28 protein-coding genes and 1 pseudogene are annotated in these 23189 nt (G+C 66.8%); 17 read left to right on the top strand and 12 right to left on the bottom strand.

Translation table 11 applies throughout. The annotated features are described in order from the left end of the window. Nucleotides 1-161: 161 nt before the first annotated feature. The gene (locus tag K6T84_RS18620; RefSeq protein ID WP_225399578.1) at nucleotides 162-494 is read right to left on the bottom strand and encodes a type II toxin-antitoxin system PemK/MazF family toxin; all 333 of its coding nucleotides are present in this window, start codon (nucleotides 492-494) and stop codon (nucleotides 162-164) included. Then, nucleotides 491-697 carry an antitoxin MazE-like protein gene (locus K6T84_RS18625; RefSeq protein ID WP_225399577.1) on the bottom strand — a complete coding sequence of 69 codons (207 nt, stop codon included), beginning with the start codon at nucleotides 695-697 and terminating at the stop codon, nucleotides 491-493. Before K6T84_RS18625 ends, K6T84_RS18620 begins: the two co-directional genes overlap by 4 nt. Nucleotides 698-885: 188 nt before the next feature. Between K6T84_RS18625 and K6T84_RS18630 the strand changes: the two genes are divergently transcribed. The 6 genes and pseudogenes from K6T84_RS18630 (at nucleotide 886) to K6T84_RS18655 (ending at nucleotide 5621) form a co-directional block, all read left to right on the top strand. Continuing rightward, a complete protein-coding gene (locus K6T84_RS18630; RefSeq protein WP_225399576.1) occupies nucleotides 886-1437 on the top strand; it encodes a YaeQ family protein in 552 nt (183 codons plus the stop codon). 112 nt (nucleotides 1438-1549) lie between these two features. Continuing rightward, nucleotides 1550-1759 carry a hypothetical protein gene (locus K6T84_RS18635; RefSeq protein ID WP_225399575.1) on the top strand — a complete coding sequence of 70 codons (210 nt, stop codon included), beginning with the start codon at nucleotides 1550-1552 and terminating at the stop codon, nucleotides 1757-1759. Nucleotides 1760-1992: 233 nt separating this feature from the next. Next, on the top strand, nucleotides 1993-3678 hold the full coding sequence (locus K6T84_RS18640) for a GMC family oxidoreductase (RefSeq protein WP_225399788.1): 1686 nt from the start codon (nucleotides 1993-1995) through the stop codon (nucleotides 3676-3678). A gap of 55 nt (nucleotides 3679-3733) precedes the next feature. Then, nucleotides 3734-4534, top strand: coding sequence for an alpha/beta fold hydrolase (locus K6T84_RS18645; RefSeq protein ID WP_224860232.1), 801 nt, complete (start codon nucleotides 3734-3736; stop codon nucleotides 4532-4534). 5 nt (nucleotides 4535-4539) lie between these two features. Then, a pseudogene (locus K6T84_RS18650) lies at nucleotides 4540-4668 on the top strand (sterol desaturase family protein); the annotation flags it as partial. A 29-nt stretch (nucleotides 4669-4697) separates the two neighbouring features. Beyond that, entirely contained in the window at nucleotides 4698-5621 is a 924-nt protein-coding gene (locus K6T84_RS18655; RefSeq protein ID WP_225399574.1) for an NAD(P)H-dependent flavin oxidoreductase, read from the top strand. A 46-nt stretch (nucleotides 5622-5667) separates the two neighbouring features. Here K6T84_RS18655 and K6T84_RS18660 read toward each other — a convergent pair whose 3' ends face one another. Both K6T84_RS18660 and K6T84_RS18665 read right to left on the bottom strand, forming a co-directional pair. Beyond that, nucleotides 5668-6096, bottom strand: a complete 429-nt coding sequence (locus K6T84_RS18660) for a cellulose-binding domain-containing protein (protein ID WP_224860228.1) — start codon at nucleotides 6094-6096, stop codon at nucleotides 5668-5670. Between the two features lie 103 nt (nucleotides 6097-6199). Continuing rightward, a complete protein-coding gene (locus tag K6T84_RS18665) occupies nucleotides 6200-7210 on the bottom strand; it encodes a TIGR03617 family F420-dependent LLM class oxidoreductase (protein ID WP_408065913.1) in 1011 nt (336 codons plus the stop codon). 66 nt (nucleotides 7211-7276) lie between these two features. Between K6T84_RS18665 and K6T84_RS18670 the strand changes: the two genes are divergently transcribed. Continuing rightward, complete coding sequence (locus tag K6T84_RS18670) at nucleotides 7277-7813, top strand: FKBP-type peptidyl-prolyl cis-trans isomerase (RefSeq protein WP_225402003.1); 537 nt, start codon at nucleotides 7277-7279, stop codon at nucleotides 7811-7813. Nucleotides 7814-7843: 30 nt separating this feature from the next. Here the strand turns inward: K6T84_RS18670 and tpx are convergent, their stop codons facing one another. Then, nucleotides 7844-8338, bottom strand: a complete 495-nt coding sequence (gene tpx, locus K6T84_RS18675; RefSeq protein WP_224860224.1) for a thiol peroxidase — start codon at nucleotides 8336-8338, stop codon at nucleotides 7844-7846. Between the two features lie 53 nt (nucleotides 8339-8391). Between tpx and K6T84_RS18680 the strand changes: the two genes are divergently transcribed. Then, a complete protein-coding gene (locus K6T84_RS18680) occupies nucleotides 8392-9405 on the top strand; it encodes an NADP-dependent oxidoreductase (protein WP_225401875.1) in 1014 nt (337 codons plus the stop codon). Here K6T84_RS18680 and K6T84_RS18685 read toward each other — a convergent pair. Further along, nucleotides 9402-9977 (bottom strand): ATPase, encoded by a 576-nt coding sequence (locus tag K6T84_RS18685; RefSeq protein ID WP_225399571.1) that lies wholly within the window; start codon nucleotides 9975-9977, stop codon nucleotides 9402-9404. The genes K6T84_RS18680 and K6T84_RS18685 overlap by 4 nt on opposite strands. A gap of 16 nt (nucleotides 9978-9993) precedes the next feature. Then, entirely contained in the window at nucleotides 9994-10383 is a 390-nt protein-coding gene (locus tag K6T84_RS18690) for a TA system antitoxin ParD family protein (protein WP_224860219.1), read from the bottom strand. Nucleotides 10384-10467: 84 nt separating this feature from the next. Between K6T84_RS18690 and K6T84_RS18695 the strand changes: the two genes are divergently transcribed. Together K6T84_RS18695 and hslR are read left to right on the top strand one after the other, a co-directional pair. Further along, nucleotides 10468-11091, top strand: coding sequence for an FKBP-type peptidyl-prolyl cis-trans isomerase (locus K6T84_RS18695; protein ID WP_408065908.1), 624 nt, complete (start codon nucleotides 10468-10470; stop codon nucleotides 11089-11091). A 13-nt stretch (nucleotides 11092-11104) separates the two neighbouring features. Beyond that, nucleotides 11105-11470, top strand: coding sequence for an Hsp15 family ribosome-associated heat shock protein (gene hslR / locus K6T84_RS18700; protein ID WP_224860215.1), 366 nt, complete (start codon nucleotides 11105-11107; stop codon nucleotides 11468-11470). Nucleotides 11471-11474: 4 nt separating this feature from the next. Here hslR and K6T84_RS18705 read toward each other — a convergent pair whose 3' ends face one another. After that, nucleotides 11475-12311 carry a lytic transglycosylase domain-containing protein gene (locus tag K6T84_RS18705; protein ID WP_225401874.1) on the bottom strand — a complete coding sequence of 279 codons (837 nt, stop codon included), beginning with the start codon at nucleotides 12309-12311 and terminating at the stop codon, nucleotides 11475-11477. Nucleotides 12312-12470: 159 nt separating this feature from the next. Between K6T84_RS18705 and K6T84_RS18710 the strand changes: the two genes are divergently transcribed. Beyond that, entirely contained in the window at nucleotides 12471-14063 is a 1593-nt protein-coding gene (locus tag K6T84_RS18710; protein ID WP_225399570.1) for an FAD-binding protein, read from the top strand. Here the strand turns inward: K6T84_RS18710 and K6T84_RS18715 are convergent. Further along, complete coding sequence (locus tag K6T84_RS18715; protein ID WP_224860209.1) at nucleotides 14060-14440, bottom strand: NYN domain-containing protein; 381 nt, start codon at nucleotides 14438-14440, stop codon at nucleotides 14060-14062. The genes K6T84_RS18710 and K6T84_RS18715 overlap by 4 nt on opposite strands. Before the next feature lie 23 nt (nucleotides 14441-14463). Between K6T84_RS18715 and K6T84_RS18720 the strand changes: the two genes are divergently transcribed. Genes K6T84_RS18720 through K6T84_RS18730 form a run of 3 tightly spaced genes read left to right on the top strand, consistent with a single transcriptional unit; the run spans nucleotide 14464 to nucleotide 15853 of the window. After that, nucleotides 14464-15237, top strand: coding sequence for an enoyl-CoA hydratase/isomerase family protein (locus K6T84_RS18720; RefSeq protein WP_224860208.1), 774 nt, complete (start codon nucleotides 14464-14466; stop codon nucleotides 15235-15237). A 42-nt stretch (nucleotides 15238-15279) separates the two neighbouring features. After that, nucleotides 15280-15510, top strand: a complete 231-nt coding sequence (locus K6T84_RS18725) for a ribbon-helix-helix domain-containing protein (RefSeq protein WP_224860206.1) — start codon at nucleotides 15280-15282, stop codon at nucleotides 15508-15510. Next, a complete protein-coding gene (locus K6T84_RS18730; RefSeq protein WP_225399569.1) occupies nucleotides 15497-15853 on the top strand; it encodes a type II toxin-antitoxin system PemK/MazF family toxin in 357 nt (118 codons plus the stop codon). The genes K6T84_RS18725 and K6T84_RS18730 overlap by 14 nt, the downstream gene beginning before the upstream one ends. A gap of 7 nt (nucleotides 15854-15860) precedes the next feature. Here the strand turns inward: K6T84_RS18730 and K6T84_RS18735 are convergent, their stop codons facing one another. Continuing rightward, nucleotides 15861-16997: a hypothetical protein gene (locus K6T84_RS18735; RefSeq protein WP_225399568.1), complete on the bottom strand. Its 1137-nt coding sequence runs from the start codon at nucleotides 16995-16997 to the stop codon at nucleotides 15861-15863. After that, nucleotides 16997-17923, bottom strand: coding sequence for a metal-dependent hydrolase (locus tag K6T84_RS18740; protein ID WP_225399567.1), 927 nt, complete (start codon nucleotides 17921-17923; stop codon nucleotides 16997-16999). The genes K6T84_RS18735 and K6T84_RS18740 overlap by 1 nt, the downstream gene beginning before the upstream one ends. A gap of 82 nt (nucleotides 17924-18005) precedes the next feature. Between K6T84_RS18740 and K6T84_RS18745 the strand changes: the two genes are divergently transcribed. The 3 genes from K6T84_RS18745 to K6T84_RS18755 all read left to right on the top strand — a co-directional run bounded on the left by K6T84_RS18745 (nucleotide 18006) and on the right by K6T84_RS18755 (nucleotide 22002). After that, nucleotides 18006-18617 (top strand): TetR/AcrR family transcriptional regulator, encoded by a 612-nt coding sequence (locus K6T84_RS18745; RefSeq protein WP_224860198.1) that lies wholly within the window; start codon nucleotides 18006-18008, stop codon nucleotides 18615-18617. A gap of 107 nt (nucleotides 18618-18724) precedes the next feature. Next, nucleotides 18725-19156 (top strand): MmpS family transport accessory protein, encoded by a 432-nt coding sequence (locus K6T84_RS18750; protein ID WP_224860196.1) that lies wholly within the window; start codon nucleotides 18725-18727, stop codon nucleotides 19154-19156. Further along, complete coding sequence (locus K6T84_RS18755) at nucleotides 19153-22002, top strand: MMPL/RND family transporter (protein ID WP_225401873.1); 2850 nt, start codon at nucleotides 19153-19155, stop codon at nucleotides 22000-22002. The genes K6T84_RS18750 and K6T84_RS18755 overlap by 4 nt, the downstream gene beginning before the upstream one ends. On the opposite strand, the gene K6T84_RS18760 is transcribed toward K6T84_RS18755, so the two are convergent. Then, complete coding sequence (locus K6T84_RS18760; protein WP_225399565.1) at nucleotides 21968-23137, bottom strand: PPE family protein; 1170 nt, start codon at nucleotides 23135-23137, stop codon at nucleotides 21968-21970. The genes K6T84_RS18755 and K6T84_RS18760 overlap by 35 nt on opposite strands. Nucleotides 23138-23189 lie beyond the last annotated feature (52 nt).

Consider the following 23189-nt stretch of genomic DNA (forward strand, 5'->3'; position numbering starts at 1 on the left):
GGAACAGTGGCTCACCGAACAGCGGAACAGTGGCTCTCACCCAGCGCAATATCCAGCAAGTGTAGACGAAATGTAGACACAGGGCATTGCGGATCGTCCCGTGTGTTCACGAACGCCAGGCAAGGTTCGGGTGCTACCAGCCCCTTGCTCTTCTGCCCCGCCTATCGAGCAAGGCCGAGAAATGCCATCATCGCTCGCTCGACCTCGACGACTTGCTCCGCAGTCAACCGACCTAGTCGGGAGTGGACATTCGACCTTCTGACGGTTGTGACCTTATCGATCATCACATCACTGTCGTGGTCCAGTCCGGATAGCCGGTCGTCGCCGCCGGCTATCCGAATGCGCATCAGCGGCGCATCCAACAGCATGCTGGTCATCGGAGCGACAGTCACTGAACTCGTACCATCAAACAGGTCGTCTTGGATGATCACCGCAGGACGCGGCTTCGCGGCATTAACGCCACCCGCCACGGTCCAGATCTCCCCTCGGTTCACTCCTCGTCCCATGGCGTCGAGATGGCCTCGATGAAATCTTGGTCGTCGCCGGTGTCGTCCGCCCGTGCGACCAACGAAGCCTGACGATGCGCCTCGGCCGCAAACGTCTCGGTTCGAACATCAGGCACCCAGACCTGCAGCGGCCGCAGGCCCCGCTCCCGCATTCGCCGTCGGTACGCACCGACCCTGTCCCTCACGGTCATGCCACCGATGTTACATGTAACGTTGGATCTGGGCGGCAGGATGAGCGGGCGCTGAAGGCCGGCAGACAAATTCCCCGCCACGGCTGTCGCGCGACGACGTGCTTGGCCAACTTGAAGACGGCCATCGTCACGATGCTCTAGAGGCGGCCCGACTGCTCGACCTACACCACCTGGGTGGACACTAGGACGTGGCTCTTTCTGCAACAGTGTTCAAGGTCGAACTTGGCATCTCCGATGTCGATCACGGTTACTACGCCGATCACATGCTGACCGTGGCACGTCACCCCAGTGAAACCGATGAGCGGATGGTGGTGCGGTTGTTGGCGTTCGGGCTGCGCGCACATCGACTCAGCGACGTCGACGGCGAGTTGACGTTCGGGGCGGGCCTGTCCACCCCTGGCGTACCGGACTTGCGGCTCGCCGACTACACCGGCCGGATCCTGGAGTGGATCAACGTCGGCCAGCCCGACGAACGCGCCTTGAGCAAGGCGGCCAGCCAGGCCGACCAGGTGCTGCTGTTCCCGTTCGCCGCCGGCGTGACCACCTGGTGGCGCACCGTGGGCCCCAAAGTGGCTGGGCTGTCGAACCTGTCGGTGATGCAGATACCGCACGCACCGGTGCGGCAACTGGCCCAGACTGTCGATCGACGGGTCTCGGCACAGGTGATGGTGCTCGAAGGTCAGGTGACGATGACCGTAGGCGGCGTCAACGTCACCTTCACGCCCGAGCCATTGGAGTGAACGCCTGAGCTCGAGGATGGATCATGGCCACTGCGAGTGAGTCTCGCCCGTCGCCTCGCGCTACTTCATCACTGCGACACGCCTTTTCCCGTTCGCGCCGTAAGCTGACGACGTGGACAACGCGACCCTGGCCAGCGCCTCCTCAGCGGCGGCGCTAACGGCGGGGCTGACAGCCTATCCAGCGTTGATGTTCGCCTGCATCGCGGTGACGATCTACTACGCACGCCGGCACCACCGAGGCCGGGCGATCGCCGCCGCGGTGATGGTCGGGGTACTGACCCTGGTCGGGTTGTTTATCGCGATCGTCAGCAGTGTCACGTGAACATTCACGACACGGCGGGCATGAACGCCAGATGGTTGGCGGCATCCGGCAACTCCCGGATGTAGATCCCCCCTTCCCCACTACTGTCTTTTATAGATGCCCCAACGCCTTTCACGACGGGTTGCGGGAATTGTCGCGACAACCACGACGGCATGCACGGGAGTGTGCGCATACCGGGTGGTCGTCACGCACACTGGAACACGCATCCGAGGCCATGGAGGAACGATGCTCGAATGAGCCCCATCCCCGAATTCGACTTCATCATCGTGGGAGCAGGCAGCGCGGGCTGCCTGCTCGCCAATCGGCTCAGCGCCAACCCAGACCACCGTGTGCTGTTGATCGAGGCCGGCGGAAGAGACAACCAGTTCTGGATCAAGGTGCCGGTGGGCTATCTGTACACCATCGCCAACCCCCGCACCGACTGGTGCTTCACGACCGAGGCCGATCCAGGTCTGGCCGGACGCAGCATTCACTACGCGCGGGGCCGCGTGATCGGCGGCTGCTCGTCGATCAACGCCATGATCCACATGCGTGGACAGTCAAGCGATTACGACCTGTGGGCGCACGCCACCGGTGACGACCGATGGCTCTGGGGTGGCCCAGACGGTCCCGGCGAGACGCTGGCGATCTACAAGCGGCTGGAGGACTACTTCGGCGGAGCCGATGCCTGGCACGGCGCCGGTGGTGAGATCCGGGTCGAGCGGCCACGGGTCCGCTGGAAGATCTTGGACGCCTGGCAGGCCGCCGCCGCCCATGTGGGCATCGCTCCGATCGAGGAGTTCAACCGGGGCGACAACGCCGGCAGCGCGTACTTTCACGTCAACCAACGACGCGGCCGCCGTTGGTCGATGGCGGATGCTTTCCTGCATCCTGTCGCCCACCGGCCGAATCTCAGCGTCTACACCCAGACGCAGGCGTTGCGACTGCTGATGGATGACCAGGTCCGCCAGGACCAGCGTCGCGGTGCCTGGACCACGGCTGCGCACCGCGCCACCGGCGTTCGGTTGCTCAAGGACGGCCGTATCGTCGACGTTCGTGCTCGCCGCGAGGTCATCCTGAGCGCTGGGTCGATTGGTTCGCCTCATCTCCTGCAGGTCTCGGGTCTGGGCCCCGCCAAGCTGCTTGCACAACATCAGGTGCCGCTGGCCGTCGACCTGCCGGGAGTGGGTGAGAACCTCCAGGACCATCTGCAACTGCGGACGGTCTACCGCGTCCGGGGCGCCTCGACCGTCAACACGCTGTACCGGAATTGGATCACCCGTGGCGGCATGGGACTTCAGTACCTGATGCTGCGATCAGGACCGATGACGATGCCGCCTTCCACCCTGGGGGCATTCGCGAAAAGCGACCCCGCTCTGGCCAGTCCCGATCTGGAGTGGCATGTGCAGCCCCTGTCGTTGCCCAAGTTCGGAGAACCGCTGCACCGTTTCGCGGCGATCACTCCCTCGATCTGCAATCTGCGGCCCAGCTCGCGTGGCCATGTGCGCATCGCCGGTCCGGATCCGCTGACCAATCCCAAGATTGCCTGCAATTACCTGTCCACTGACGCCGATCTTGAAATTGCCATGCGCGGCCTCCGGATGACCCGGAAGATCATGTCGGCGCAAGCCCTGTCCCGGTACAACCCGCAAGAGTTGCTGCCCGGCCCACAACTGGTGAGCGACGAGGACCTGCAGATGGCGGCCCGTGAACTGGGTACCACGATCTTCCACCCCGTGGGAACGTGCACGATGGGAGCCTTTGACGCGCAAGGTCTTCCGAGGTCTGCGACCACGGTGCTCGACACCGACTGCCGCGTGTACCGCGTCGCCGGTCTTCGAGTGGTCGATGCTTCGGCGATGCCCGCCATCACTTCCGGCAACACCAACGCGCCGGTCATGTTGATCGCAGAGCGTGCTGCGCGGGCAATCCTGAGCTAGGAAGGTTACGGTTGCCCCAGGTCGAGATCACCGGCCGCGACAAGGGAGGGTCACCATGCTCAAGCACGAGATCCACGGCACCGGTGAGCCCTTGGTGCTCGTCCACGGGATCACGCACCGCAGGCAGGCCTGGTATCCGGTGTTGGAGCACCTGACCGATCACCGCACCGTGGTGCTCTTCGATCTGCCCGGCCACGGCGAATCGCATGACCTGGTGGTCCGCGACGGCGACGTACAGGGGACCCTGCGCGTCGAGCTCGTCGAATTCCTGGACCAGCTGGGGCTTGAGCGCCCACACATCGCCGGGAACTCTCTCGGCGGCCGGGTGGCGCTGGAAGCCGCCGCCGACGACCTGGTCGCCAGCGCGACCGTGCTATCCCCCGCCGCGTACTGGCACAACGCCATCGACTTCGCCTACGTTCGTCTGATCTTCCGGTTGCTGACCACCAGCGCCCGACTGCTGGCACCCGTGGTGCCGACGCTCGCGCGTTCGCCACGGGCTCGCCGGATGATGGGCGGGGTGGTCTCAGCCCACCCCGAGAGGATTCCGGCCGAGGCGTTTGTGGGCGATCTCAACGGCATGCGGCGAGCCATCCCCGCCATGAAGAAGATCTTCCCGGCCGCAGAAGTGTTCGACCGTGAGATCGCCGCCGACGTTCCGGTGACCGTCGCGTGGGCAGCACGTGACCGAATTCTGCTGCCCTACCAAGCGCGCATCGCCGAGCAGCGACTCCCCCAGGCCCGCCACATCCGACTGCCCGGGTGCGGCCACGTGCCAATGGCCGACGACCCCGCGCTCGTCGCACGCGTTCTGCTGGAGGGCAGCGCACCCGGCGCGCAAGCCGAGGCGTCCTAGCCAGCCACTTCAAGAACGAACGCTACTGGTTCACCACCACCGGAACCGCCGACCGGCTGCTCAGCACATGCCCGGGCCAGTCGACGGTATCGACGTCCAACACAGCCAAGAATCTGCACGGTCTGACGCACTGACCCGCGCGCCCGGAATGTTTGAATGAGCCGTGGCCAACCGCATCCAATCCCTGCTCGAGGTCCAGTACCCCGTCGTCCAGGCCCCGATGACCTATATCGCGCGCGCCGAACTCGCCGCCGCGGTCTCCGAGGCCGGCGGGCTCGGAATGATCGAAACCCTCACTCCCGAGGGGCGTGCCGACCTGAAGCGGGTGCGTAAGCTCACCGCGAAGCCGGTGGCGGCGAACCTGATGATCCAGGGCTGGAAGAAGGACCCGTCGATCGTCGAGATCTTGGCGGGGGCCGGCGTACGCCACGTCTTCACCTCGGCCGGTGATCCGGCACTGTTCACCGCGCGGCTGCACGACGCCGGTATGACGGTGGTGCATGTTGTGGGGTCGCTCAAGGGCGCGCACAAGGCGGCCGACGCCGGCGTCGACGCGCTGGTGGTCGAGGGGGTCGAGGGCGGTGGGTTCAAATCCCTGCTCGGCGCCTCGACGATGGTGCTACTCCCCCTGGTTGCCGAGAACGTGCACCTGCCGATCATTGCTGCGGGCGGCATGTGCGACACCCGGTCGGCGGCGGCGGCACTGGTGTTGGGCGCCGAGGGCGTGCAGATGGGCACCCGGATGCTGGCCAGCCAGGAGTCGGCGGTGCACGCGAACTTCAAGGATGCGATCGTGACGGCAAACGATTCCGGCACAGTACTTCTCGACATTCCCGGCAATCCGACCATGCGGGTCTTGCGGACCGGGCTGGCGGCGCGTGTCGCGGACGACGACCCGGATGCCCAACTTCTGGGCAGAATCACCGAGCTGTACTTCGACGGCGACATGGAGGCCAGCGTCGCCAATACCGGTCAAGTGTCATCACGGATCGTTGATCTGCTGCCGGTGGCGGAGATCATTCGCCGGACGTGGGGCGACATCGAAGCGGTGCTCGACGACGCTCGATCACGCAGCGGAAGGTGCTGAACCAGGAGGCCGCGTCAAGTAGTGACCAGCCGTTGGCCCGCAGGCGCTAACTGCAGCGATACTGCCGGTTGAGCACGCAGTTCACCGGCGGCGAGTAGAGGCCGCTCACCACGCCGCGCATCCCGCCGGTCGCCGAACCACCGGGCGCGATGATGCGGTTCCAGTTCGCGGGTCCAAGAACATAATGTGTCCCCGATCGCGCGATGGTGCTGCTCCAGGTGTGCGACACCGATTCCCCCACCGGCAGGTCGAATTCAAGCCGCCAGTCGGCCATCGGCGCCGCACTCAAGTTGGTGACGGTGAACCGGGCAATGAAACCCGTCTGCCACGTGGAGTCCACCGACAACCTCGCCGTCGCCGCGGCCGCATCAGCCACCGGCATGGCGGGAAGCCCGACGACGGCGACCAGCCATACCGACGCGACCAGCCGAAGCGATGCGCGCCAGTGCTTCACAAAGGTGCTGAGGACGGCCACGGCCGCCAACCCTAGGCCTGACCCAGCACCATCGCCGCGTACCCGGCCGGCGGGCTGCCGAACCTTTGCCCAACCGAGACCGGCGTGAGATTTTTGGGCGACCTCACCGCGACCGCGACGACCGTATCTGTTGCGCGATCTCACCGTAACGCTCGAAGCGTTCGGGGTCGCCGATCGCGTTGTACAAGACCACGCGCGATGCCACTCCGCCGTACTTGTCGATCAGCTTGTCCGCCAATTGATCCCACGTTGACTCGGTCGCAAACGCAGCCAGGTGCTCGTCGGTGATCTGTGCGGCCATACCCGCGAAGTCACCGGCCTTCTGCCTCTCCCGGATCCGGGCCGTGGTGCCCTCGAAGCCGGCCTCATCCCAGATGAACGCGTAGTTCGGCGTGCTGCCGTAGAAGCTCATGCTGGCGCGGACGAAATCCCGTTCCCTGCTGCGCTCTTCGTCGCTGTCGCCGACGATCGTCATGGCGGGAACGATGATCGCGATATCCGACGGCGAGCGACCGGCCTTCTTCGCTCCTTCGGCGACCCGCGGCACGACGTGGCGTGTCAGATACCCGGGCTCGCCGAGTGGATGAACGTGTACGCCGTCGGCCACTTCGCCGGCCATCCGCAGCATCCACGGATTCACCGCCGCGACATCGACTTTGGGGTCGGGAGCGTCGATGGGCCCGGCGCTCCACTGCGGAGTGATGAAATCCAGGTCGTAGAACTCGCCGTGGTGATCGAGCTTCCCCGTGCGGAACGCGGCGAAGCACGCCTTCACCGCCAGTACGTAGTCGCGCAGCCGCGGCCCGGGGTGATCGAACGCAGCCCCGTAGCGTCGCACCACGTGGGTGCGGACCTGCGTGCCCAGGCCGAGCCGGAAGTTACCTGCGCTGGCCTCCTGCAACTCCCACGCCGTCGCCGCGGTGACGAACGGGCTGCGCGGGAAGGCGACCGCGACTCCGGTGGACAGCTCCAGGCCGGGTGCGGCCTGGGACGCGATGGCGGCGTTGAGATACGCGGTACGCCCGGCCTCGGTGAACAACAGACCGGAGAATCCCGCGGCCTGGGTGCGCCGGGCCAAGTCGCCGACCTTCCCCAGTGGCTGCGGGAGGATCATGACGTCGATTTGCACGCGGCGAGCCTACGCGCAACCTGTAGCGTCACGGGGGTGAAACTCACCCGAATGCAGTCGTTCGTTGCCGCCGCGGCCGGTGTCGCCGCCATCGTCCTGCCGTTCGCGGCGGGCCCGGCGACGGCGGCCGAGTCCTGCCCCACCGCCGCGCCGGCCGGCGGCACACCGGAGTGGACGCTGAGCGGGGCCACCGGCAGCGTCGCGGTCACCGGCTCCACCGCCACGACGGCACCGCGGGTGGACGTCTCCACACCGTTCAGTGTCACCGAGACCCAGGTGCACACCCTGCAGGCCGGCGATGGCCCGGTGGTTCCGGGTTCGGCGAAGGTGTCGGTCTGCTACATGGGCGTCAACGGCCGTGACGGATCGGTGTTCGACAGCAGCTATCAGCGCGGTGCACCGGTCGACTTCCCGCTCAACGGCGTGATCCCCGGTTTCCAGAAGGCGATCGCCGGGCAGACCGTGGGCTCCACCGTCGCCGTCGCGATGACGTCGGCCGACGGCTACCCCGACGGCCAGCCCGGGGCCGGAATCCGTCCCGGCGACACCCTGGTGTTCGCGATCAAGATCCTGGGCGCGTCCGGCTGAGTTCGCGGGCCGCGTGTGAGCCGACCCCGGTCAGCTCAGGGCTGCGATGGCCGCGTCGTAGTCGGGCTCGGAGGCGATCTCGGGCACCAGCTCGGTGTAGGCCACCTTGCCGTCGGCGCCGATCACCACGACGGCCCGTGCCAGCAGCCCGGCCATCGGACCGTCGGCGATGGTCACGCCGTAGTCGCCGCCGAAGCTCGACCGGAACGCCGACGCCGAGGTCACGTTCTCGATGCCCTCGGCACCGCAGAAACGCTTCTGCGCGAACGGCAGGTCGTTCGACACGCACACCACGGCCACACCGCCGGCCGCAGCGCGCTCGTTGAAGGTCCGCACGCTGGTCGCGCACACCGGGGTGTCAATGGACGGGAAGATGTTCAGCAACAGCGGCTTACCGCCGAACTGACCACTGTCGACCGCACCGAGATCGGTTCCGGTCAGCGAGAATGCGGGCGCCGCACTCCCCACCGCAGGCAGGTCGCCGGACGTGTTGACTGCGTTTCCGCGCAAGGTTATCTGTGCCATGCCGCCAGTCTGCCAGTCGTGACTACGGCAGGTGCCTCCGGTACCGTTCGATCATGACCGATCGAAACCGCCAGTTCCTGCTCCGTGAGCGTCCCACCGGCCGGATCGGCCCGGACACCTTCGAACTCACCGAGCAGGCGGTGCCGGCGATCGGCGACGGCGAGGCACTGGTGCGCGTCGACTGGATCTCACTGGATCCGACCAACCGGATGTGGATCAACGAAACACCGTCGTACCTGCCGCCGGTCGGCATCGGCGAGGTCATGCGCGCCGCCGGGCTCGGCGAGGTCATCGCGTCGAACAATCCGAACTTTCCGGTCGGCCAGATCGTGCAGGGACTGACCGGCTGGCAGGAGTATGCGGTCGTCTCCGATTCGATGCCGCTGTTCCCGGTCGAGGTCGCCGACGGCGTCTCACCCAGCGCGTACCTGGGCGCGCTGGGCATGACCGGGCTCACCGCGTGGATCGGGATCCGCGACATCGGCAAACCCAAGCCCGGCGAGACCGTCGTCGTCTCAGCTGCGGCCGGCGCGGTCGGCTCGGTCGCCGGTCAGCTCGCCAAGGCCTCCGGGGCCCGGGTGGTCGGGATCGCCGGCGGGCCGGACAAGTGCGCGCTGCTGACCGACCGGCTCGGCTTCGACGCGGCCGTGGACTACCGCGCCGAGGACTGGGCCCGCCAGCTCGCCGCCGCAACCCCCAACGGGATCGACGTCGACTTCGAGAACGTCGGCGGCGACATCATGGATGCCATCTTCGCCCGCATCAACGTCGGCGCTCGAATCGCGTTGTGCGGGATGATCTCCGGCTACAACGAGACCAACCCACCGCCGGGACCACGTGCGTTCGGCAACCTACTGATCCAGCGCGCGAACCTGCAGGGCTTCATCGTGCTCGATCACTTCCTGCGCTCCCCGGAGGCCAACGCCGAGATCGGCGAGCTGATCGCCGCCGGGAAGCTCACCCCGCTCGAGACCGTCGTCGAAGGGTTCGAGCAGCTGCCGACGGCCATCAACATGCTGTTCGACGGCAAGAACGTCGGCAAGCTGGTGGTGAAGGTCTCCAGCTAGACCCAGCGTCGGGTCAGGGCCTCAGGCGTCCAGGCGGGCCAGGCCAGCTCCCCGATCTCCGCACCTCCGGCGAACTGCGCCACAATCTTTGGCCCGGTCGCACGTGAATTGTCGTAAACCGTAGCGACATCGGCCATTGCGATCGCTTCGGCGACGAGTGGCCACAGCCGGTGGTATCGCCCTCGGATCTTCTCCTCAGGAACCGCGTGCCCGCCCGCGACCACGCGATACCGCACCCGCTGCACCGCCAACACTTCGGGGATCAACAGTGCATGCAGCATCACCGTGTAGCCCTGGGAGTGCGCATGGCGGAGCAAGTCAAGTTTGGACTCGTGCGAAAACACCGTCTCAGTGATGAACGAATGGCCCTCCGCGATGAGCTTCACCCGGGTCAGCGCAGCCACCTTTGCAGCGTCGTACGCGCGCGCAGCGGTGTCGTCGGGCCAGCGGCTCTTGGCGATCTCATCTGCGTTGACGAACGGCGCACCCGGCAGCAACTGCCCCAACGTCAGGGCAACGAAGGTGGATTTCCCCGCCCCGTTCGGGCCGACGACGAGGTCGAGTCGTCGCATCAGCGCCCGTCCGCCGTCAGTAGGACGTCTCGACGATCACCGAGGTGCCGTCGGGCCGATATTCGACGATTCGACCCTCGTCATCAAGCGCGACTGTGGTGATGCCGCGCTCGGCGAGCAGGTTCCCGTAATTGGTCTGCGCCAGGTTCTCCTCGATCGCCGCGGAGATTTCAGCGTTGTAGACCACGCCTTCGTCGGCAGTCAACGCAGCGGTGTCCAGATGACCGGCCAAGGCTGCTTCGACCCGCCTGCGCGCCGCGGTCTGCTGCGCCGATACCGCGCGACCTACCCGCGCCCAGTGATCGAGCTGTTGTTTGGCCGACCGGCTCTGCCGAGCACCTTCGGCCGCAGCGCTGTCCACCAAGTCCGCCGCAAACCTGGTTACCCGATCGGCGGCCTCGGCCATAGGCGACCTCCCAGCTGCGTAGCAATATGAAACAAGCTATAGCGGAATGCTACACCGTCCAGTCGGCTCACCCCGGGCTGTAGCGTGGCGCAGGTGACTTCCTTTCGCACCCCGCTCATCGCACTCGCCACCGGTGCCCTGGGCCTGGGCCTGACCCTGACCGCCTGCGGCGGCTCGGAGAACAGCGCTTCCTCGGAGCGCACCTCCACAGTGACGGATCTGTTCATGCCCCCCGGCGGCCAGACGCCGTCGGTCTGCCCCTCGTCGGCGCCGACGGAGGGCGGCGAGCCCGAGTGGACGCTGCCCGGATCCAGCGGCAGCCTGGCGGTGATCGGCTCCACCGACACCGCCGCGCCGAGTGTCACGGTGAAGCAACCGTTCAAGGTGGCGCAGACCCAGGTGCACACGCTCAAGGCCGGCGACGGCCCGGTGGTCGCGGACAGTGCCACCGTGACGGTCTGCTACATGGGTGTCAACGGCCGCGACGGGTCGGTGTTCGACAGCAGCTACCAGCGTGGCGAGCCGGTAGAATTCGGGCTGGGCCGCGTCGTGCCGGGATTCCAGAAGGCCATCGCGGGCCAGAAGGTCGGCTCGACGGTGGCCGTCGCGATGATCCCCGCCGACGGCTACCCCGAGGGCCAGCCCGCCGCCGGCATCCTGCCCGGCGACACCCTGGTGTTCGCGATCAAGATCCTCAAGGCCCGCTGAGCCGCGGTCGGTCATGGAATCGTCCCGGGTGGATCGGTGGCTGTGGGCGGTGCGGATCACCAAAACCCGGCCGGACGCGGCGGCCGCCTGCCGCGGTGGGCATGTGCGGGTCAACAATCGCCCGGCCAAGCCGGCGACCACGGTCTGTCCCGGTGACGTGGTGAGCGCCCATATCGGTGATCGCAGCCGAATCGTGGAAGTGCTGCGGGTGATCCAGAAACGAGTCGGGGCGCCCGACGCGGTGACCTGTTACCTGGATCGGACGCCGCCACCGCCACCGAGCGCCGCGATGCCGGTGGCCGCCCGCGACCGCGGTGCCGGGCGACCGACGAAACGAGAGCGGCGGGTGCTCGACAAGTGGCGGGCCCAGCAGGGCTGACGCCTCACTGCGGGTGCGACGCCAGGTACTGCTCGACCGGAATCCGCGTCGCCGAGAAGTACCCGATCGGCAGCAGCAGATCACCGGCGGTGGTGCGGTAGTAGGTGTCCCACCGGTAGTAGCCGGCGAATCCGGCCGGGTCGCCGCCGATGACCGCGGCATAGTCTTTGACGGCCCGCACGTAGTAGTCGGAGTGGTTGTAGCCCCAGATCGCCTTATCCGGGTTGGTGGCGAATCCGTTGGCGGCCAACAGCCGTCCCGCCGCCATGATGGAATCCCGGGGCGAGTGGATGTCTCCCCCGTTGCCGTAGGCCGCGAACGTCGACGGCAGGAACTGCATCGGGCCCGCCGCGGCGTCGTCGCTGATGCCGTTGATGCGGCCGAAGCCGGTCTCGACGAAGTTGATGGCCGCCAGGTAGTTCCACGGCACCCCGGATGCGGCCTCGGCGGCACGGTAAGCGGCGATCAGTTCGTTGGCCGGCACCGGCGGCACCACCCGCCATGGCGGCATGCTGGATTTCGGATCGGTGAGCGCCATGAGCGCACGGCGGGCATCGATGTTGCGGTCATAGACGTCGAGCAGGGACGCCGGGATCTGCGGGCGAGCCACCGCATCCCACTCCGGGTGTGCCCCCAGGGTGCGATAGGCGACCTGCTGGCGGCGAGCAGCGGCCGCGAGCACCTGTTCCGGGGCCGACGGGTTGCGCAGCGCCTCGTCGGCGGCGACCAGATCGGCGGCCAGCGCCGCCGGATCGGCTCCCGGCTCGGCACCGGCCGGCGTCACCGTTGCGGCGAGGGCGAAAACCAGGGTCGCGACAATGCGCCATACTCGTGCAGCCATGCCGTCCATCTTGACCGGTGAGCAGGCGTAAAGCGCGCAAGGTGGCCCTCGGGAGCGTTCCCGAGAAAGTAGAACATGTTTCGGTTATAGCCGTTTGTTCATTTATCATCGCTGGTTATCTGAGTAGAAGCAGAACTAGAACCTGTTACATTGAGCCGCGTGACCACCAGTTTGACAACTGACATCGTCGTCGTCGGGTTCGGCGCGGCAGGAACGAGCGCGGCGATCACCGCACGAGAACTCGGCGCCGAGGTCATCGCCGTCGACCGCGCCAACGGCGGTGGAGCCACCGCGATCTCCGGCGGCATCATCTACGCCGGGGCCGGCACCTCGGTCCAGAAGGAAGCCGGCGTACACGACACGGCCGAGCAGATGCTGGACTACCTGCGCCTGGAGGTCGGCGACGCGGTCAGCCCGGAGACGTTGCAGCGCTTCGTCGATTCCAGTCCGGAGATGATCGACTGGCTGAGCGGCCACGGTGTTCCGTTCAACGCCGGACTGTGCCCCTACAAGACGTCGTTTCCCAACAACCGCTACTACCTGTATCACTCCGGCAGCGAGAATGCCGGGGCATTCCGCGCCCACACCCCGCCGGTGCAACGCGGCCACCGCGCCTACGGCAAAGGCACCTCGGGCACGAAGATCTATGCGCCACTGGCGGATTCGGCCCGCAGGCTTGGCGTGGACTTCCGGCCGCACACCAGCGTCACCGAGCTGCTGCGCGATGCCACCGGCCGGGTGATCGGCGTACGCGCGATGACCATGGGCGAGGCGCCACGGCGCATCCAGCGCCGCTATGCACGCCTGGCGGCGATCTCCTCCAAGCCGGGCGTCTACTACCCGCCGCTGCGCGCGGCGATGGAGCGCCGGCTGGCCAAGCTTGCCGACCGTTACGCCCGTCCGATCGAGATCACCGCGCGGCGAGGCGTGATCATCTGCGCGGGTGGCTTCATCGCGAACACCGAATGGCGCAAGCGCTACGCCCCTCAATTCAACGGGGGCCTGCCGTTGGGCACCAGCGGTGACGACGGCAGCGGTATCGCGTTGGCGCAGAGCGTCGGTGCGGTGACCGACCGGATGGATAACGTCTCGGTGTGGAAGTTCATCACCCCGCCGAGCGCATTCATCTCCTCGATCGTGGTCGACGACAAGGGTTCTCGAGTCATCGACGAGACCCGCTACGGCGCCGCGCTCGGCCAGGCCCTGGTAAAGCAGCACGGCAGCAACGGCTGGATCCTGGCCGACGCCGCCCTGATGTCGGAGGCGCGGCGCCAACTGCTCACCCAGACGTTGTGGTTCCAGCGCGCCCAGTCCGCCGCCCTGATGCTCACCGGCGCCAAACGCGGCAAGACCCTGACGGAGGTGGCCCGGGCGGCCGGCATCGACCCGGAGGGCCTGCAGGCGACCGTCGCCGCCCACAACGACGCGATCGACGCCGGCCAGCCCGACCCGGTCGGGAAGCCCGACGAATTCCGCCGCCGCATCGATCGAGCCCCCTACACACTTCTGGATATCTCGGTGCGCCCCAACCCCTTGCTGCCCACGCCGATGCTCACCCTCGGCGGGGTGCGGGTCTGCGAGGACACCGGCTCCGTCGTCGACGCCGACGGAGCGCCGATCCCGGGGCTCTACAGCGCCGGCCGCACCGCGATCGGTATCGCGTCCCGGTCCTACGTCAGCGGGCTGTCGATCGCCGACTGCGTGTTCGCCGGCCGGCGCGCCGGGGCGAGCGCCGCCCGTCGGGCCGACTAGGGCGCGGACCGCTCGATCAGCTCACGAAATCCCCTGGCCGGGTCGGTGTTCGCTCCGGCCTGGCGGACCCGGTCCACCAGCGTGATATCCGATGTCACGACGGTGATCTCCCCGGGCCGCTCGTCGGCCAGCACCAGCCGCACGATCTCGTCGTCAGCGGAGTTGGCGCCCGGCCGCGGGGCCGCGGCGATAGTGACGATCTCCGAGCCGATGGGCGGCGACGGCGGCTTTTCGAAGACCACGGTGACGTCCCCGCCTCGCGCCGCCGCCCAGACTTCGAGCTGTCGGGTCAACCGGACCATCGCGGCGTGGCGGTCCTTCCACCAGCCGTCCGGGCGCGCACCGATCACATTCATCGCGTCCACGATCCACCTCACGACTCCGACGGTACGGTGCAGCCATGAGTCTGGTCACCTATGAATTGGACAACCACGTGGCGACCATCACCTTGAACCGGCCCGAAGCCCGCAACGCCATCAACGGGGCGCTGCGCGAGGACCTCAACGCCGCCTGGAACCGGTTCCGCTCCGAGGAGGACGCCTGGGTAGGCATCCTGACCGCCAACGGGGACGTGTTCTGCGCCGGGGCCGACCTCACCGATTCCGCCGGCGCCGTAGGCACCTTCGCCGGGACGTTCTGGGAGAAGCCCACCATCAACTCGTTCGAGAGCGGCATGGAGCTGTTCAAACCGACGATCGCCGCCGTGCACGGCCCGTGCGTGGGCTACGGGCTGACCGGATTGTTGTTCTGCGACTTCATCATCGCCAGCACCGAGGCGGTGTTCCGCTTCCCCGAGGTGTCGATCGGGGTGCCCACCATCGTCGGGGCGATCCGGCTGCCGCAGCGGGTGGGGTGGGCCAACGCGATGGAACTGCTGCTCACCGGCGAACCGGTCAGCGCGCAGCGGGCCAAGGAGATCGGCCTGGTGTGGAAGCTGGTCGAGCCGGACGAACTGCAGAACACCGCCCGGGACTGGGCGAAGACCCTCACCAAAGCCGCCCCGCTGGCCCAGCGGGCCACCAAGGAGGTGGCGTGGCGCAGCGCGGACATGAGCTGGATCGACGCGGTCCGGTTCGGGGAGACCATGCGCAAGGTCGCCGGTGCCACCGAGGACGTCGCCGAGGGGCTGCTGGCCTGGCAGGAGAAGCGTCCGCCGCACTGGCGAGGGCGCTGATCATTGATACTACCGTCGGTAGCAATCGGGTAGCATGACGGTGTGAAGCTGAGCGTGAGCCTGTCGGACGCCGACGTCGCCGCATTGGATGCCTACGTGGCGCACACCGGGCTGCCATCACGGTCGGCGGGTCTGCAGCGCGCTATTCGGATGCTGCGCTACCCCACTCTGGGCGACGACTATCGCAACGCATGGGCGGATTGGTCGGATGACAACGAAGAACACGTCTGGGACACCGCGGTCGCGGACGGGATCAGCGATGCAGCGCGGTGAGATATGGCTGGTCGACCTGGATCCGGCTCAGGGAAGTGAAGCGAACAAGCAGCGTCCCGCCGTCATCGTCAGCAACGACCGCGCGAACAGCTCCGCCACCGCCTTGGGTCGCGGTGTCGTCACCGTTGTACCGGTCACGAGTAACGTCGCCTCGATCTATCCGTTCCAAGTTCTGTTGCCGGCCGAACGGACCGGCCTGACTGTCGACTCCAAAGCGCAGGCCGAACAGATCAGGCCGATTTCAGTCGGCAGACTGCGTCATCGTCTCGGCCGGCTACCCGCCGAAGAACTCACGCAACTCGATGACGCGCTGCGCCTGCACCTTGAATTGTGGTCCGGCTGAACCGAAGTCAGCTCACAGCGACGGGCTCGTCGGCATCGGCCAGGATCGGCGGGACGGTCGCCGCTGCCGTGACGCACAGGTAGGCCACGGTGAAGCACGCGATGGTGTACCAGAGGCAGCCGATGGGGTCGCCGTTGGCGGTCAGGCCGCCCTGCGCTCCCAAGTAGGCCGGTAGGGCCGTCAACCACAGTACCGCCATGACCGACAGATACACCGCCGCGTAGCGCACGATCAGCGGGTTGTCGTGGCGCCCGCCGACGATCAGGTTCAACCGCATTCGCCGCCACTGCATGACCAGCACCGGCACGGCGATCGCGACCATGACCAGAAGCTCTGCGGCATAGGCGATCCCGGTGAGTTTGCCGTCACTGACGGCGCCCAGAAGGGTCGCAGGAAGGGGCAGGATGCCCGTTCCCAGCGAGGCCAGCAGCCCGATGGCCACGGTACGCAGGAACACCTGGAATCCGCCGAACCGCCGGCCGTGGTCGACCTGCCGGCCGACCAGTAGTTGCACGAACAACGCCAGCGATGCCGGCCACAGCGCGGCGAACACCACCACGCTGCCCATCGGCACCGAGGTGAACATCGGCTGGTTGAGCGGGTTGTCCACCGACCACTCCCACCAACGCAGCTGTGGGCCGAGGTGATCGAAGATCTCATAGAAGGCGTGGTGGACGAAGCCCACGCAGATCGCCCCGACGATGCCGCCGAAGTGACGGAACACCCCCAGGATCCGGACGATCTCGAAGGCGACGGTCGCCATCATCGGATAGATGGCGACGATGTAGAGCGGCAGCCGTCCCCACAGGAAGTCGACGGTGAACACGTTGTGCGCGAACATCGTATCGACGTGATCGGCGATCCCGAACGCTGCCGGGAAGTACAGCGGCGGCTCGATGATCAGCAGGTAGGCGATCGCACCGAACCACAACGCAAGGTTGGTGGCGTCCCCGCTGCGGTAGCGTTTGATGGCGTAGATCAGCGCCAGCACCGCCCCGGCGATCACGGTGATCTCCAGCACCGGCAGCGTCCAGTTCTCCAGGTGCAGCGGGTTGCGGAACTCCACCAACCCCCCGGCCTCCCCGCAGGAGAACCCCAGCGACTCGGCGAGACGCTCGAAAGTCGGGGCACACAGATCGGTCATCAGGCACTCTTCTCGTCAGCGGTGTACCACTTGGTCACGTCATAGCCGTCGTCGTAGCGGGCGAACCATTCGGTGGCTAGCACCGGGATCTCCTCGTGTGCCGGTTTGTGATTCGGCATCTGACTGCGCACGATGCCCTTCACCGCGGTGAGCATCTCGTCTTTGGGCAGATGCTTGAACGCATCCAGCACCGGTCCTTGATCGGCCGGCCAGCCGAACGGAATCCGCTGCCGCCAAGCCTGTTTGGCCCGGTAGGTCTGGAACAACGACAGTGCGTCGACCTTGCGGTCCGCTAACGGGACGTGCTTGTTGAAACCCAGGCATGCCACCTTGATCACGCTCATCACGTGTTTGAAGATCGACGGCGCCATCCGCATCCGGTACCACGGGTCGTTGATGACGTGGTCATAGATGATCAGCGCGGAACTGCGGTGCTCGACCTCTTCGACGAAGTGCCACAGGAACAGCGAGGCGACCCGGTCATCGCCCGGCGCGAACAGGGTGTTGTCGTGATCGAGCATCAGCTTGAAGACGGGAGTGAAGGTCGCCTCGAGGTCGGCGGTGTAGGCCAGCCGGTAGTCCAGCGACTTCTCGGCGGTCATCTTGTCGAACATCGCGTTGCACTCGTCGACCGTCTCCTTGAGTCCCGGGTAGGTCCGGATCAGCGCCTTCGCGTGGCCGCGATGGGCCATCGAGTGCTGGCCCTCCTGGCGGACGAAGGCGTCGGCCTCCTCGGCTACCGCGGGGTCGGTGATCCGCGGCATCGCCTCGGTGATCATGCTGCCGATCATCTTCTCGAAGCCGATCGCCAGCAGCGAGACGGCGTTGGCCATCGACGAGAACGCCGGGTTGGCCTCGTTCCACAGAAATGGGACCGGGTATTCGGCGAATGCGAACCTCAACTTGCGCACGATCAGATCCGTCATCGCCAACCTCGACCCTAAACATACATATAGACGTTTAAGCGTATGATTGTTCGGTGACCCTCGATTGTCAAGCAGTGCACTGATGGCCCGGCGACGCGGATGGGGCGGCAACCCGCCCCGCAGCGACGAAGAGGCCGGCGAGCGGATCATCGCCGCGGCCGTCGACCTGGTCGCCCAGACGGGCTCGGCAGTGTCGCTGGCCGACGTCGCCGGTTCCCTGGGCGTGATCCGCCAGACCGTGTACCGCTACTTCCCCACCGCCGATGCGCTGATGCACGCGGTGGCCATCGCCTCGGTCGACGGCTTCCTGGACCGGCTGACCGAGCACGTGCGCGGTATCCACGACCCGGCCGATGCGCTCTCCGAAGGCGTGCTCTACACACTGGACGCGGTGGCCCGCTCCCCGCAGCTGGGCGCGATGCTGTCGTCGACGTCCCCGCACAACCGGGAGATGGCGTCCGAGGAGTCCCAGGCCATCGGGATGCGCATGATCGACCGATTCGACGTCGACTGGGAGCGGCACGGCTACGACGAGGCGAGCCTGCGCGAACTGGTCGAATTCACCCTGCGGATCATGCTGTCGTTCTTTGTCGCGCCCAATGAACCGGCGCGCTCCCCCGATGAACTGCGCCGCTTCCTGCGGCGCTGGCTAGGCGGCGCGGTGGCCGCCCAGCGGGCCCTGCCCGGGCCTTAACGGAGATCACATACCCCCACGGGCATTTTTGGGCGTGAATCAATACCCCATGGGGTATCGTATCGAGCAGTGGTTCAAATCAGAGGAAGTGCCGGAAGGTGGCCACCATGTTCAGAATTGCGAAGCGGGCCTGGGTCCCGGTCGTCGTCGTCATGGCGGCGGTCGCCGGCACCTTGGCGGTGGTCAACCTGCGCGGCGCGTTCGGATCCGACGAGATCTTCCACTGGGATGGCAGCGGTTCGGCGCCGATCGCATCGACCAATGAAAAGCGGGTTGTCTATGAGGTCTTCGGACCCGACGGCGCCACCGGCGGGGTCAGCTACCTCGATGAGCAGACTCAACCCGCGCGGTCGAAATTCACCGCCCTGCCCTGGTCGCACACCATGACCACGACGAGCCCCGCCGTGATCGCCAACGTGGTGGCCCAGGGTGACGCCGATGCGATCAGCTGCCGCATCACGGTCAACGGCGACATCAAAGATGAGCAGTTCGCCACCGGTCACCACGCCCAGGTCTTCTGTCTGGTCAAAGCGGCATGAGCGCCCACGGTAACCCCCGCCCGGCCTACATGCGCTGGGTGCGCAGGCTGGCCTGGCCGCTGATCATCGTCTGGCTGCTGCTGACCGTCGGCCTCAACGTGCTGGTGCCGCCGATCGAATCTGTTGCACGGGACCACGCGGTGACGATGTCCCCGCAGGACGCGCCATCGCTGATCGCCGCCAAGCACATCGGCAAGACGTTCGAAGAATTCGACTCCGACTCAATGGTCATGCTGGTGCTCGAGGGCCAGAACGAGCTCGGCCCGGAGGCCCACGCCTACTACGACAGGCTGGTCGAGAAGCTGTCCGCCGATCACGAGCACGTCCAGCACATCGCGAACCTGTGGGGCGACCCGATCACCGCGGCAGGCGTGCAGAGCGCCGACGGAAAGGCCGCCTACGCGCAGATCAACACCGCCGGCGACCAGGGCAGCACGCAGGGCAACAAGTCCATCGACGCGGTGCGCCACATCGTCGCCTCGGTGCCGGCCCCGGACGGGGTGAAGGCCTACGTCACCGGGCAGGCCGCGCTGACCACCGACATGACCGAGGCCGCCGACAAGTCCATGTTCAAGATGATGGCGGTCACCGGCGTGGTCATCATCATCATGCTGGCGATCGTGTACCGCTCGGCTGCCACCGTGGCCTTGGCGCTGGTGATGGTCGGGTTCGAGATGGGCACCGCCCGCGGGCTGGTCGCACTGTTGGGTGATCCTGGGCTGCTGGGGTTCTCGACATTCGTCGTCGCGATGCTGTCGTCACTGGCGATCGCGGCCGGCACCGACTACGCCATCTTCCTGGTCGGCCGCTACCACGAAGCCCGACGTGCCGGCGAGGACCGCGAAACCGCCTGGTATTCGATGTTCCGTGGCACCTGGCATGTCATCTTGGGATCCGGGCTGACCATCGCCGGCGCCTCCCTGTGTCTGCACTTCGCCCGGCTGTCCTACTTCAAGGCACTCGGCATCCCGTCGGCCGTGGGGCTGCTGGTGGTGATCGCCGGCGCGCTGACCGTCGCCCCGGCCATCGTCGCCGTCGGCGCCCCGCTGCTCGACCCCAAGCGGGCGGAGCAGCAGCGCGGATGGCGGCGCATCGGCACCGCCAACGTCCGCTGGCCCGGTGCGGTGTTCGTGAGTGCACTGCTGGTCACCCTGGTCGGGATGCTCGTGGTGCCGGGCATGCAGGTCAGCTACAACGACCGCTACTACATCCCGTCTGACCTGCCGGCGAACGTCGGTTACGACGCCGCCGAACGGCACTTCAGCGCCGCCCGGATGAACCCCGATGTGTTGATGGTCGAGGCCGACCACGACTTGCGCAATTCGGCCGACATGATCATCTTGGACCGGATCGCCAAGAACATCTTCCGCACCCGCGGGGTGGAACGCGTGCAGAGCATCACCCGGCCGTTGGGCAGCCCCATCGAGCACACCTCGATCCCGTTCCAGGTCAGCATGGGCGCCGTGCCGATCCAGCAGAATCTGCAGTTCATGGACGACCGACTGGCGGACATGCTCAGGATGAGTGACGACCTGGGCGCCACCGTCGCGTCCATGGAGCGGCTGCGGGAACTGGTCGCCCGGATGGACACCACCACCGGGAAGATGACCGCCGACATGGTCACGATCAATGCGACCGTCGACGAGATCCGGGACCACATCGCCGATTTCGACGATGTCGCCCGCCCGGTCCGCAACTACTTCTACTGGGAGCAGCACTGCGTGAACATCCCGGTCTGTCATGCGGTCCGGTCGGTGTTCGACGCCTATGACGGTATGGACAAGTTCAGCGAGAACATGGCGCCGCTGCTGGCCGACATGGCCGACATGAATGCGGTGATTCCGCAGATGGTCGGGCAGTTCGAGCCGATGATCGCTGTCGCGAAATCCATGCAGGCCAGCCTGCTTTCGATGCACTCGACGTTCTCCGGACTGGTGACCCAGATGTCGCGGATGACCGACACCGCCACCGAGATGGGCCGGGCCTTCGACGCCTCCCAGGCCGACGACTACTTCTATCTGCCACCGGAGGCCTTCGACAACCCGGACTTCCAGAGGGGCTTGGAGCTGTTCCTGTCCCCCGATGGCAAAGCGGCACGGTTCATCGTCACCTACGACGCGGATCCGGCTACCCCTAAAGGCATTTCGTTCGTGGAGCCGATGCTGGCCGCCGCCCACGACGCGGTCAAGGGTACGCCGTTGACCAACGCCAAGTTCTATCTCACCGGAACCGCGGCGGTCTACAACGACATCCAGTCCGGTTCCACCTACGACATCCTGATCGTCGGGGTGGCCGCGGTGACGCTGATCTTCATCGTGATGCTGTTGCTGACCCGGGCATTGGTGGCATCCGCGGTGATCGTCGGCACGGTGCTGTTGTCACTGAGTGCGGCGTTCGGGCTGAGTGTGCTTGTGTGGCAGCATATCTTCGGGCTGCCGTTGAACTGGATCGCGCCGGTGTTCGGTGTCATCATCCTGCTTGCGGTGGGCTCGGACTACAACCTGCTGCTGGTCTCCCGCTTCCAGGAGGAGATCGGTGACGGCACCAAGACCGGGATCAAGACCGGGATCATCCGCTCGATCGGCGGAACCGGCTCGGTGGTCACCGCGGCGGGCCTGGTGTTCGCGTTCACGATGATGTCGATGGCGGTCAGCGACCTGTACTCGATCGGCCAGGCCGGCAGCACCATCGGGATCGGCCTGCTGTTCGACACCCTGATCGTGCGGTCGTTCCTGACACCGTCGATCGCTGCGATGCTCGGCCGTTGGTTCTGGTGGCCCAGAAGGATTCACAAGGTCCAGCGGCCCGCGACTACCCAGCTGCCGGTGACCGTGGAATCACCGTAGGGCGGAAGTCGTACTGGGTGGCCGTGGCACCGAAGCCGCCACGGCTGCCCAGATTCCCGAACGGAACCATCGGCGGAATCGGTGATGCGGGACCCATCCCCGCCGGGGCAGCAGCTCCGGTCACCGGCAGTGCTGTGGCCGCCGGCGTGGTGGCCACACCCATGCCCGTCCAGGCCGGTGGCACCGACAGTGCACCGATCGCGGCCCCCCGGCCAAGACCGGCCGTCGCCGCCGTCCCGCCCGTGAAACCCGTCAGTGTCACCGATCCGGCAGTACCGGCCACCGCGGCCGGGGCCGCCGCGGCCCCGGCAGCAGCCAGACCGGCGGTGGCTCCCTTGGCGCCGTTGGCCCCGGTCATGAACATGCGCATGAGCATGCTCATGGGCATCATCGCCATGCGCAGTGGCATGCTCAGCGAACTCAGGCTCGACAACGATGACGCCGACGCACCCGTCGACGGATCCGGCGTCGGCGTGGCCAGCGCCTGCAACGCCGACGGCGTGGTGGAGATGAGCTGCGGGCCCTGCGACATCAGCGTCTCGGTGTCGGTACCGGTGGTGGAGGCAGCCGAGTGGGCGGCCGAGAACGCCTGGCTGACCTGGCCGGACGGATCGGTGGTCTGCGGTGGCGAGCTGAATGGAGTGACCTGGGTGGCCGCCGCCGAGGCGGCCGCGTAGCCGTACATGGCCGCCGCGTCCTGGGCCCACATCTCCAGGTACTCCGCCTCGGTGGCCGCGATCACCGCGGTGTTCTGCCCCAGGATGTTCGTCGCGACCAGTGTTGCCTGCAGGCTGCGGTTCGCCGCGATCAACGACGGCGGAACGGTTGCCGCATAAGCGGTCTCATATGCCCCGACCGCGGCGGTGAGCTGAGCGGCCGCCTGTTGGGCCTGGGCGCCGGTTGCGCCCAGCCAGGTCGCGTAGGGACCCGCCGCAGCCGCCATCGCCAGCGCCGACGGGCCCATCCATGCTCCACTGGTCAGGCCCTCGACGACCGAACGGTATGACGTAGCAGCCGAATTGAGCTCGCCGGCCAGCTCCTGCCAGGCGGTTGCGGAACTCAGCAGTGACCCCGGGCCGGTACCGGCGTACATTCGCGCCGAATTGATCTCCGGCGGTAAGGCTCCGAAATCCATTGCCTCCCCTTGTCCGCGCGCCGGCCACCATGCCGGCCAGATTTAGGAAGGC

The sequence above is a fragment of the Mycobacterium zoologicum genome (genome assembly GCF_020181635.2).
GTDB lineage: Bacteria > Actinomycetota > Actinomycetes > Mycobacteriales > Mycobacteriaceae > Mycobacterium > Mycobacterium zoologicum.

What these genes read in the sequence shown, in the direction of transcription:
- K6T84_RS18625 (WP_225399577.1), bottom strand. Translation starts at nt 697, where the DNA reads ATGACCGTGAGGGACAGGGTCGGTGCGTACCGACGGCGAATGCGGGAG.
- K6T84_RS18640 (WP_225399788.1), top strand. Translation starts at nt 1,993, where the DNA reads ATGAGCCCCATCCCCGAATTCGACTTCATCATCGTGGGAGCAGGCAGC.
- K6T84_RS18645 (WP_224860232.1), top strand. Translation starts at nt 3,734, where the DNA reads ATGCTCAAGCACGAGATCCACGGCACCGGTGAGCCCTTGGTGCTCGTC.
- K6T84_RS18665 (WP_408065913.1), bottom strand. Translation starts at nt 7,210, where the DNA reads ATGATCCTCCCGCAGCCACTGGGGAAGGTCGGCGACTTGGCCCGGCGC.
- K6T84_RS18670 (WP_225402003.1), top strand. Translation starts at nt 7,277, where the DNA reads ATGCAGTCGTTCGTTGCCGCCGCGGCCGGTGTCGCCGCCATCGTCCTG.
- tpx (WP_224860224.1), bottom strand. Translation starts at nt 8,338, where the DNA reads ATGGCACAGATAACCTTGCGCGGAAACGCAGTCAACACGTCCGGCGAC.
- K6T84_RS18680 (WP_225401875.1), top strand. Translation starts at nt 8,392, where the DNA reads ATGACCGATCGAAACCGCCAGTTCCTGCTCCGTGAGCGTCCCACCGGC.
- K6T84_RS18685 (WP_225399571.1), bottom strand. Translation starts at nt 9,977, where the DNA reads ATGCGACGACTCGACCTCGTCGTCGGCCCGAACGGGGCGGGGAAATCC.
- K6T84_RS18690 (WP_224860219.1), bottom strand. Translation starts at nt 10,383, where the DNA reads ATGGCCGAGGCCGCCGATCGGGTAACCAGGTTTGCGGCGGACTTGGTG.
- hslR (WP_224860215.1), top strand. Translation starts at nt 11,105, where the DNA reads ATGGAATCGTCCCGGGTGGATCGGTGGCTGTGGGCGGTGCGGATCACC.
- K6T84_RS18705 (WP_225401874.1), bottom strand. Translation starts at nt 12,311, where the DNA reads ATGGCTGCACGAGTATGGCGCATTGTCGCGACCCTGGTTTTCGCCCTC.
- K6T84_RS18720 (WP_224860208.1), top strand. Translation starts at nt 14,464, where the DNA reads ATGAGTCTGGTCACCTATGAATTGGACAACCACGTGGCGACCATCACC.
- K6T84_RS18730 (WP_225399569.1), top strand. Translation starts at nt 15,497, where the DNA reads ATGCAGCGCGGTGAGATATGGCTGGTCGACCTGGATCCGGCTCAGGGA.
- K6T84_RS18735 (WP_225399568.1), bottom strand. Translation starts at nt 16,997, where the DNA reads ATGACCGATCTGTGTGCCCCGACTTTCGAGCGTCTCGCCGAGTCGCTG.
- K6T84_RS18740 (WP_225399567.1), bottom strand. Translation starts at nt 17,923, where the DNA reads ATGACGGATCTGATCGTGCGCAAGTTGAGGTTCGCATTCGCCGAATAC.
- K6T84_RS18745 (WP_224860198.1), top strand. Translation starts at nt 18,006, where the DNA reads ATGGCCCGGCGACGCGGATGGGGCGGCAACCCGCCCCGCAGCGACGAA.
- K6T84_RS18750 (WP_224860196.1), top strand. Translation starts at nt 18,725, where the DNA reads ATGTTCAGAATTGCGAAGCGGGCCTGGGTCCCGGTCGTCGTCGTCATG.
- K6T84_RS18755 (WP_225401873.1), top strand. Translation starts at nt 19,153, where the DNA reads ATGAGCGCCCACGGTAACCCCCGCCCGGCCTACATGCGCTGGGTGCGC.
- K6T84_RS18760 (WP_225399565.1), bottom strand. Translation starts at nt 23,137, where the DNA reads ATGGATTTCGGAGCCTTACCGCCGGAGATCAATTCGGCGCGAATGTAC.